Raw genomic sequence first — 8,824 nt, forward strand, 5'->3', positions numbered from 1 at the left:
GAGGCCATTTATACATTCGTGGCTGTCGATGAAACCGGAAAACCTACTGTAGTACCTCCAATTGAGCCCGAAACTGAGCTGGAAAAATTAAGGTTTGACGGGGCCCTGAGAAGGAAACAACTGAGCCTGGTCCTCGCCGGGAAGATGAAACCTCACGAGGCCACAGAATTAAAGGCCCTTTTTATAGACTAGGGAATTGCAGAGCTACTAGAAATCGAATGTATCCGGGTCTGGGCCAAATCTTTGATGTCGGTCCAATTTGTCTAACCTGGATATATCATCTTCAGAAAGTGAAAAGTCAAAAATGGATGCATTCTCGGCAATCCGATTTCTTTTCGAAGATTTTGGGATGGTTATCACTCCCTTTTGAAGATCCCATCGCAGAACGATCTGCGCAATTGACTTCTGGTATTTCTTCGCTAACTCCTTCAATAATTCCACTTCAAATACATTTCCCTGCATCAACGGGGACCAGGCCTCGTACTGAATATCCTTCTCTTTGCAAAAACCCAGGAGGTCCTTCTGAACAAGGTATGGATGGAATTCCATTTGATTTACCATAGGAACAATCGAAGCTTGGTCTAACAGGTCCTCGAGATGATGCGACAGGAAATTGCTCACCCCTATGGCCTTCACACGTTTTTCATTATACAGGGTTTCCAAAGCCCTCCATGTTTCCCTGTACTTACCTTTCACCGGCCAATGGATGAGGTACAGATCCAGATAATCCGTGCCGAGGCGCTCGAGGCTAGCTTCAAACGCTTTGATGGCGGAGTCATACCCCTGGTCGGAGTTCCAAACCTTGCTGACCAGAAAAACCTCCTCCCTGGGAACTCCGCTTTCCCTGATTCCCTCACCTACTCCGGCTTCATTACCGTAAATAGAAGCCGTATCTATATGCCTGTACCCTTCTTCCAAGGCCCATTTAACTGCATTGATCACCTCCTGGCCCTCCTTTGAGAGGTAAACTCCCAGACCAAAATAGGGCATCTTCACCCCATTATTCAGTGTAAATCCTCCCTTGATGTCGGTGATATGGTTCATGCTCCAGATTATTTACAATTGGTAGATCCACTCCTCCGGGTTCAGTCGGGTTGCATCCCGGTAAAGGTAAAACTTCAATTGGGTAAGACCATTGAGCCTGTTGGTGTAGATCTCACCCAACTCTTCTTTGGCGGCCACTTTGTCTCCTTTTTTTACATAGAGGTTGGCGAGGTTGTAATAGGTGCTGATGTAGTTACCGTGTTTTACCTGTACGCCCTTACCCCCGCCGGGGACGGCAAGAATAGCTATCACTTCCCCTTCGAATACGGCCCTGGCCTTTGCCCCTTCTTCAGTGGCGATGATGACCCCGTTGTTCTGGTGTTTGATCCCGGGATATACGGCATCGCTATAGATACCAAAGCCCTGCCTCTTGATCCCTTTTTCGACCGGCCATATGAGCCTCCCCTTATTCGCGGAGAAATTGTTGGCGATGATCGCCGCTTCCGGAGTCAGGACAAATTTGCTGGCATTCGAAGCATTTCCCGCTTCCTTATTCGAGGCTGCGATCGCACTTCGGATCAGTCTTTCTATCTGTTCATCGATCTTCCTGGCCTCAGCCTTTTTTCTATTGATGGCCGCTGCGTAATTGCTCTCATTCTGCCGGATAGTCTTCAGCAATCCTTTTTGTTCCTCGATCTCCTCAAAAAGCTCTTTCCGTGCAGCCTTGTTTTCCGCGATCAAACTCTCCTTTTCCTTCCGCTGCTGGGTGAGTTCATTGTTCAGTGCAATCAGATCATCTGTTTTCTGCGCAATTTGCAAGCCCTGCTCTTTCCTGTACTGGGTGTACTGCTTCAGGTATTGAAGTCGTTTAAAAGCCTGATAAAAGCTCTGGGAGGAAAGAAGGAACATCAGCCTGCTCTGCTGTGACCGGTTGCGGTACGACTTCTGGATCATATGAGCGTATTCGTCCTTCAGGATTTCCAGGTCTTCCCGCAATTTGGCTATGTTCCTGATATTCGCATTGATCTGCCTGCTCAGCAGATTCGATTGCTGGTTGGTGACCCTGATCAACTGCTGTCGCACGTTGATCTTTTGATCCAGAAGTTCCAGCTGATCCAGCACCGTGCCCCTTTGCTTTCGTTCCGCGAAGAGCAAACGATTCATCTCGCTGATCTCCCTCTGAAGTTGCGCTCTTTTGGCTTCCAGGGCCTTTTGTTCATTGGTCTGTGCCCAGGCAGAAGGAAGGGCAAGCAGCACCAGGGCCAAGAATACAATACGCGGGTATCCGAAAAGCTTCTTCATTTCAGTTCAACACAATCTTTTCATATCCACTCGGGATCTTGTAAGGAAAGCTGACCTTGGTGTTGAATTCGATATTGCGATATTCAATATCGATCACATTCCGCTGATCGTTATCAATGGCCAGGATTCCCACATTGTTCGGGACTATTTTATTGCTCTTTTCCTGATAGTCCTTATACCTGATTTCCAGAAGCCTCCTTTGAAGCGGCTGTGAGATCTGCTGAGAAGCCAGTCTGAAGTTGCCCGGATGCACCGTGAAAAACGTTTTAAAAAGATCCAGGGTCTTTACCGGTTTCAGTTCGTATGTAGACGAATTCACCGAAACTTGGTATTTCTCATCCCTGAGATCGTATAAGGCTTCTCCGAGTAACAGGTTTTGTACCTTTTTAAAATCCAGTTCGGTTCCCAGCAACTTGCTCAGATATTCAAAACTGCCGTCGAAATAATTGTTTTCTAATTTGTTGTAGAAAGAAACGCGCCCGGGAGTGATCATTGCCTTGACAACGCCCAGAGGAGCACTCAGCCAGATAGCTTTGTCTTTCTCCATCCTCAGGCTTACCCCGAGCGTCTGGCTCGATTCCCCATCGGAGTATGCGATCCGTAGTTTGCCGGTTAGCGTTCGAAAATCGACCTGGTTCCTGTAATGATTCCTGATGACGGTCCTGGCGGGAAGGTTTTCATCAAACGTCTTGTCTGTCAACAGCTTTGCCGATTTACAAGAAGACAAGGCCACGAAAAGCAGCAGTACATATCCTGCCTTCGTAGCAAATCTGAACATAAGCCTCTTCTTTTTAAGATCCATTCTTAATCCTGCTAAGATACATATTTGCCTTGCCGGGATCTCCCATTCCCCGGTATGTCGTGGCCAGTTCTTTGTAAATTTTATTCATCAATTCCTCATCATTGGCAATGAAGTCGAGTCCCATGAGCAGATACTCTTCAGCCGACTTATACTGACCGAGTCCATTGAGCGCAGCTCCCCTGCTGTAATAGAAAAAGGGTTGCAGGGGATAGGCCTCCAAAGCCTCTGTAGATTCCGCCTCCAACTTCCCGAATTCGGCCTTTTCCAGCAAGTCCTGTAATCTGTGAACTGCTTTCTGATAGGGGTTAACCTCCTCTTCTTCCCCATCAACGGGTTCAGGGGTGGTAATGTTGTCCTGCCGGGCAAGAGAATCTGCAATCTTCGCCTCCAGGCGCGTCTTAATCTCACTCTTATCGAGTTGCTTCAGCAAGCGGGAAGCCATGTCGAATTTCCCCTTTTCCACAAGTAGTCCTGCGAGATTTTCCTTTAACTGGCTGCTCTCAAAGGGTAGTTGCCTCTTTAATACATCCAGATCCAGAGAACGAGATCCCACCAACTCCAAATAAGTGACCAGATACCACAGATTTCCCGGTTGCTTTCTCAAGGCCTCCAGAGCGAACTCCTGCGCCACTCCCAACTGGTTGTTAAGCCGGTAGGTTTTCGCCAGTTCATGGTCGATTACGGGGCTGTCAGGATCCATTTCCTTACACTTCAGCAAGGCATTGATCGCCTTATCGTAGTTCTCTATTCCTTTTTGCTTCAGGGCCTCAAAGAAATATTCCTGGAATTCATCCGTGTACTCCTCAAGAAACACTTCAGCACTTTCCTCCTCCTGGGCACTACCGAACAAGGGCAGGAATAAAGCCAAGAACAATAATATCCTGATGAGTTTAACCCGTTTCATAGCAGTAGTGATTCTATCCTTCCTCTGTGAAGGTCAGCGGGTCCCGGTGCTTCCAAAGCCACCTGCACCACGACTTGTGCGGGATAATTCCCCGACCTCTTCCCAATCGGCGCGCTCATGCCTGGCTATAACCAATTGCGCAATCCGTTCTCCATCTTCGATGACAAAGGCTTCCTGGGACAGATTAACAAGAATCACGCCAATTTCACCCCTGTAATCTGCATCTATGGTCCCCGGAGTATTGAGCACCGTAATCCCGTGTCTGGCTGCCAGACCACTTCTTGGCCTGACCTGGGCTTCGTATCCCTGAGGTATTTCCAGGAACAGTCCTGTTTTGATCACCTTTCTCTCCAGGGGCTCCAGGCGAACCGGTTGTTCCAGGTTTGCCCTGAGATCCATCCCGGCCGAGGACTCAGTCTCATACCCGGGGAGTGGGTGACGTGACGTGTTGATGATCTTAATCTTCATTGCGTATAAATATTCTTCTCAGGAATTCGTGTTCCATCCTGTAAACCAGGAGTAAAAATACTAAAAGGAAAACGGATCCGATCAGGATATCCCGATTAAAAACGTAGAACGACAGGGCAGAGAAAAGTATGGATATGCCCAGGTAGAAACAGATCTTCCGGAAATTGTACGGGATAGGATAATACCTCTTTCCCAAGTAATAGGAGAGTGACATCATGCTCGCATAGGCGGCAAGGGTAGCATAGGCAGATGCATAATATCCTATGGACGGGATGAACAGGTAATTGATGACAATGGTGATCACAGCGCCGGCTATGGAGATATAGGCCCCGAAACGCGTCCGGTCTGTCACTTTGTACCATACGGAGAGATTGTGGTAAATCCCCAGGCAAAAACTTGCCAGGATGATAATGGGTACGACCGGCATCGCTTCCCAGTAATCAGAATTCCTCACGATAAGTACTTTCAACGGGTCTGCATACACTACGACCGCAAGGAGGATCACACTCCCCAGTACGACAAAGTAATTCGTGATCTGTGCGTAAGCCTTCTGCGGGTTTTCGGACCTGGAATGACTGAAAAAGAAGGGTTCGATGCCCAGCCTGAAGGCCGTGGCGAACAAGGTCATGAACAGGGCGATCTTGTAACAGGCAGAATATTTCCCGATCTCACTCTTGGCAATCGACGCAGGCAGGAGTTCTGAGAGCATGATCCGGTCGAAAACCTCATTGATGGTAAAAGCAATCCCTGCAATCATCACAGGAAGACCATACCGTATCATTTTAGACCACAGTACCCTGTCAAAGGTATAGTTGCGCAATCGATAGCTGGGAAACATCAGGGCCAGAGTCAGTGCGCTGGCTATGAGGTTTGAAATAAAGATATAGGAGATCTGAAAATCCGGCACGTAGATCGCGCTGAATATACCTTCGGGATTCCCCTCCGACAATCCGGGTAAAAACAGCAGAAAGAAAACATTTAGGCTGAGATTGACCGCCACATTCAGGATCTTGATCACTGCATAACGCCGGGGTTTTTGCATCGCCCGCAACATGGCAAAAGGTATGATAGCCAGGGCATCGAGGGCCAGGATAAAGATTACATACTTGATATACTGCGGATCTATATTGAGCCAAACAGCCATTTGTTCCCTTATGGCAAAGGCAAATACAGTAAAGACCGCGGTGGTCGCCCCGACGGAGATCAGAGCTGTAGAAGTTACTCGGGTGGGCTTTTCTTCGCTGTTGAAGAATCTGAAGAAGGCTGTTTCCATCCCGTAGGCGAGCACTACGTTAAAGATGGCAAACCATGCGAAGATCAATGTGACTTCCCCATAGGCCCCCGTCGGCATCACCTTTGTGTACAAGGGCACAAGGATGAATGATAACATCCTGGGTAAGACCGTGGCCAATCCGTAAATAAAGGTTTGCTTGAATAACTTCTGAAAAAGACTCAACCGCAGGAATGTTAGGTAAAGTCTAAATTTAGACAATTAGCGTCTGCCTGCAAAGTTAGTTTTGAGGTCTCGATGGATATATCAGAGGCGTTTTTTCCTTTATCCCGATGATTTTGACAAAACGGGATTTACGTTTTCCTTCCAATTTGTATTCTAACACCGCCTCGTCACTATTCAGCTCAAATGGAAAATCCTCCTCTTTTTCCTTCAGCATTACGGGAGGTTGATTGCCTACCTCTTCCATCGGATCTGCATGCATAATGATATCCTTCTGAACAATTGCTTCTTCCCTCTCGAACTTACAAATCAACACCGAACTTCCATTTTCTGTCTCAAGCTGAGGTGTCAAAACCCTGCCTCTGAAATAGACTTTTCCAAACTGTATCCGGGAAGGCAAAGTTTCCAAAGGGATTCTTAGTATTAATCCTGAGCCTCCTTCAGGTCTTCCGGCGGCATATTCCTGGCAGGTAGGACCCTCTACCACAAATGGGGCCTGCTCCACCAGCTTCTTCTGGGAGGAGCAACCGAACAACCCTAAGATGAGAATAAAGGTATACAAAGGCATTTTATTCATAATACAGGTCTTTGTTGACAGGGTACTCAATAGTAATGCCAAAAGTAGGTAATCCGGAGGGCGGAAAAAAGAAACCCCGGGCAGAGCCGGGGTTATTTGCTGTAAAATAATACAATATTTATCCGTTCAAAGCTTCGGCACCGCCTACGATCTCCAGGATTTCATTGGTAATGGCAGCCTGTCGTGCTTTGTTATAGGTAAGCTTTAACTGGTCCCTCAATTCTGAGGCATTATCGGTGGCCTTGTGCATGGCAGTCATTCGGGCTCCGTGCTCACTGGCAAAAGAATCCCTCACGGCTTTGTACAACTGAGTTTTAAGGGATTTTGGGATCAGTTCCATGACGATCTTTTCTTTTTCCGGCTCAAAAATATAGTCTGTTGAACTCCTGTTTTCAGAAGATTCAGGGACTATAGGCAGGAATTGCTCCGTCATCAGGATCTGTGTTGCCGCATTCTTGAATTTGTTGTAGACCAGCACGATCTTGTCATAGGAACCACTTACGAAATGCTCCATGAGCTCTTCTGCAATTTGTGCCACATGGTCGAACGTAAGGTCATCGAAGACCTTGCTGTGATCACCAACAACCTTGTTCTTCTTTTTAAGGAGATCAAATCCTTTTTTTCCCACGGTCATGAAGTGTACTTCCTGTTCGACAAAGGTGTTTTCTTTCAGGGAGATACATTCCTTGATCACATTCGAATTAAACGCACCACACAGACCTCTGTTTGAGGTGATAGAGACAACAAGGACCTTCTTCACAGGTCTTTCTTCGGCAAATGAACTTCCTGTGTCAGAATCCAGGCTCCCGCTCAGATTCTGAAGGAGTTCAGTGAGTTTATCGGCATACGGTCGCATGGCGGTAATCGCATCCTGTGCCTTTTTCAATTTGGCAGCCGATACCATCTTCATGGCACTCGTGATCTGCATGGTTGAGGATACCGATGCTATTCTGTTCCGTATTTCCTTTAGGTTCGCCATAATCTAATCTACTGCTGAATTACCCCTTGTACTTCTTGACCAGATCCTTACACACTGCGGTCAAGGTTTCGGTAACCTCATCTGTAAGTTTACCTGCTTTCAACGTATCAAGCACATCCCTGTGCTTCGCATTCAGTATTTCGAGGTAATCCTGTTCAAATTGTTTTACCTTCTCTACCGGCACATCCCTGAGGAGGTTTTTGGAGCCTGCAAAGATGATAGCTACCTGATCTTCCACAGTAAACGGATCGTTTTGAGCTTGCTTCAGGATCTCCACATTCCTCCTACCTTTCTCGATCACATTCAGGGTTGCCGCATCGAGGTCCGATCCAAATTTGGCGAAAGCCTCCAGTTCGCGGAACTGTGCCTGGTCGAGTTTGAGTGTCCCGGCCACCTTCTTCATGGATTTGATCTGTGCAGATCCTCCAACCCTTGATACAGAGATACCCACGTTAATCGCCGGCCTTACCCCCTGGTTAAACAGATCCTGCTCCAGGAAGATCTGGCCATCCGTAATGGAGATCACGTTGGTTGGAATATAAGCAGATACGTCACCTGCCTGAGTCTCGATAACCGGAAGAGCTGTAAGGGATCCGCCTCCTTTTACCATAGGCTTAAGTACTTCCGGGAGGTCATTCATATTCTTGGCGATGGCATCGTCATTGATGATCTTCGCAGCTCGCTCCAGCAACCTGGAGTGGAGGTAGAAAACGTCACCGGGATACGCTTCCCTTCCAGGTGGACGCCTGAGCAGGAGAGATACCTCACGGTAAGCTACTGCTTGTTTTGAAAGATCGTCGTAAATGATCAGGGCCGGACGTCCGCTATCCCTGAAATACTCCCCAATGGCGGCACCAGCAAAAGGCGCGTACACCTGCATGGGAGCAGGGTCCGAAGCGTTAGCGGCAACGATAGTGGTATAGGCCAGTGCCCCTTTATCTTCTAATGTCTTTGCAATGTTAGCCACGGTTGAGGCTTTTTGCCCTATGGCCACATAGATACAATAAACAGGTTCCCCTGCATCGTAAAATTCCTTTTGGTTGATGATGGTATCCACACAAACGGTCGTTTTACCCGTCTGGCGGTCACCGATCACGAGCTCCCTTTGTCCGCGACCGATTGGGATCATGGCATCAATCGCCTTCACACCCGTCTGCAAAGGCTCATTTACGGGCTGGCGGAAGATCACACCGGGCGCCTTTCGCTCCAGGGGCATCTCATAGGTCTTTCCGCTGATCGGGCCTTTACCGTCAATAGGGTTACCCAGGGTATCCACAACCCGTCCAACGATTCCTTCCCCAACATTGATGGACGCGATTCGTTGGGTCCTTTTAACGGTTGTACCCTCCTTGATC

Annotated in this window: 9 protein-coding genes and 1 pseudogene; 1 reads left to right on the forward strand and 9 read right to left on the reverse strand. The window is 47.9% G+C overall.

The features are described 5' to 3' along the window. Positions 1-192 (forward strand): annotated as a pseudogene (locus ABYP73_RS08735) (acyl-CoA thioesterase); the annotation flags it as partial. Positions 193-207: 15 nt separating this feature from the next. Here ABYP73_RS08735 and ABYP73_RS08740 read toward each other — a convergent pair. The 9 genes from ABYP73_RS08740 to atpA form a co-directional block, all read right to left on the reverse strand. Continuing rightward, entirely contained in the window at positions 208-1,044 is an 837-nt protein-coding gene (locus ABYP73_RS08740) for an aldo/keto reductase (protein ID WP_372974062.1), read from the reverse strand. A gap of 12 nt (positions 1,045-1,056) precedes the next feature. After that, positions 1,057-2,286 (reverse strand): murein hydrolase activator EnvC, encoded by a 1,230-nt coding sequence (locus ABYP73_RS08745; protein WP_372974063.1) that lies wholly within the window; start codon positions 2,284-2,286, stop codon positions 1,057-1,059. Between the two features lies 1 nt (position 2,287). Next, positions 2,288-3,064: a DUF4292 domain-containing protein gene (locus ABYP73_RS08750; RefSeq protein ID WP_372974064.1), complete on the reverse strand. Its 777-nt coding sequence runs from the start codon at positions 3,062-3,064 to the stop codon at positions 2,288-2,290. A gap of 13 nt (positions 3,065-3,077) precedes the next feature. Continuing rightward, on the reverse strand, positions 3,078-3,992 hold the full coding sequence (locus ABYP73_RS08755) for a tetratricopeptide repeat protein (RefSeq protein ID WP_372974065.1): 915 nt from the start codon (positions 3,990-3,992) through the stop codon (positions 3,078-3,080). Positions 3,993-4,025: 33 nt separating this feature from the next. Next, positions 4,026-4,460, reverse strand: a complete 435-nt coding sequence (gene dut / locus ABYP73_RS08760) for a dUTP diphosphatase (RefSeq protein ID WP_372945437.1) — start codon at positions 4,458-4,460, stop codon at positions 4,026-4,028. After that, a complete protein-coding gene (locus ABYP73_RS08765; RefSeq protein WP_372974066.1) occupies positions 4,450-5,916 on the reverse strand; it encodes a lipopolysaccharide biosynthesis protein in 1,467 nt (488 codons plus the stop codon). The genes dut and ABYP73_RS08765 overlap by 11 nt, the downstream gene beginning before the upstream one ends. 55 nt (positions 5,917-5,971) lie before the next feature. Beyond that, a complete protein-coding gene (locus ABYP73_RS08770; protein WP_372974067.1) occupies positions 5,972-6,475 on the reverse strand; it encodes a hypothetical protein in 504 nt (167 codons plus the stop codon). A gap of 133 nt (positions 6,476-6,608) precedes the next feature. Beyond that, positions 6,609-7,469 (reverse strand): ATP synthase F1 subunit gamma, encoded by an 861-nt coding sequence (gene atpG, locus ABYP73_RS08775; RefSeq protein ID WP_372945440.1) that lies wholly within the window; start codon positions 7,467-7,469, stop codon positions 6,609-6,611. Positions 7,470-7,488: 19 nt separating this feature from the next. After that, on the reverse strand, positions 7,489-8,824 hold a 1,336-nt coding region (atpA, locus tag ABYP73_RS08780; RefSeq protein WP_372974068.1), incomplete at its 5' end, for a F0F1 ATP synthase subunit alpha.

It is taken from the genome of Muriicola sp. (assembly GCF_041567615.1).
Classification (GTDB): Bacteria; Bacteroidota; Bacteroidia; order Flavobacteriales; family Flavobacteriaceae; genus Muriicola.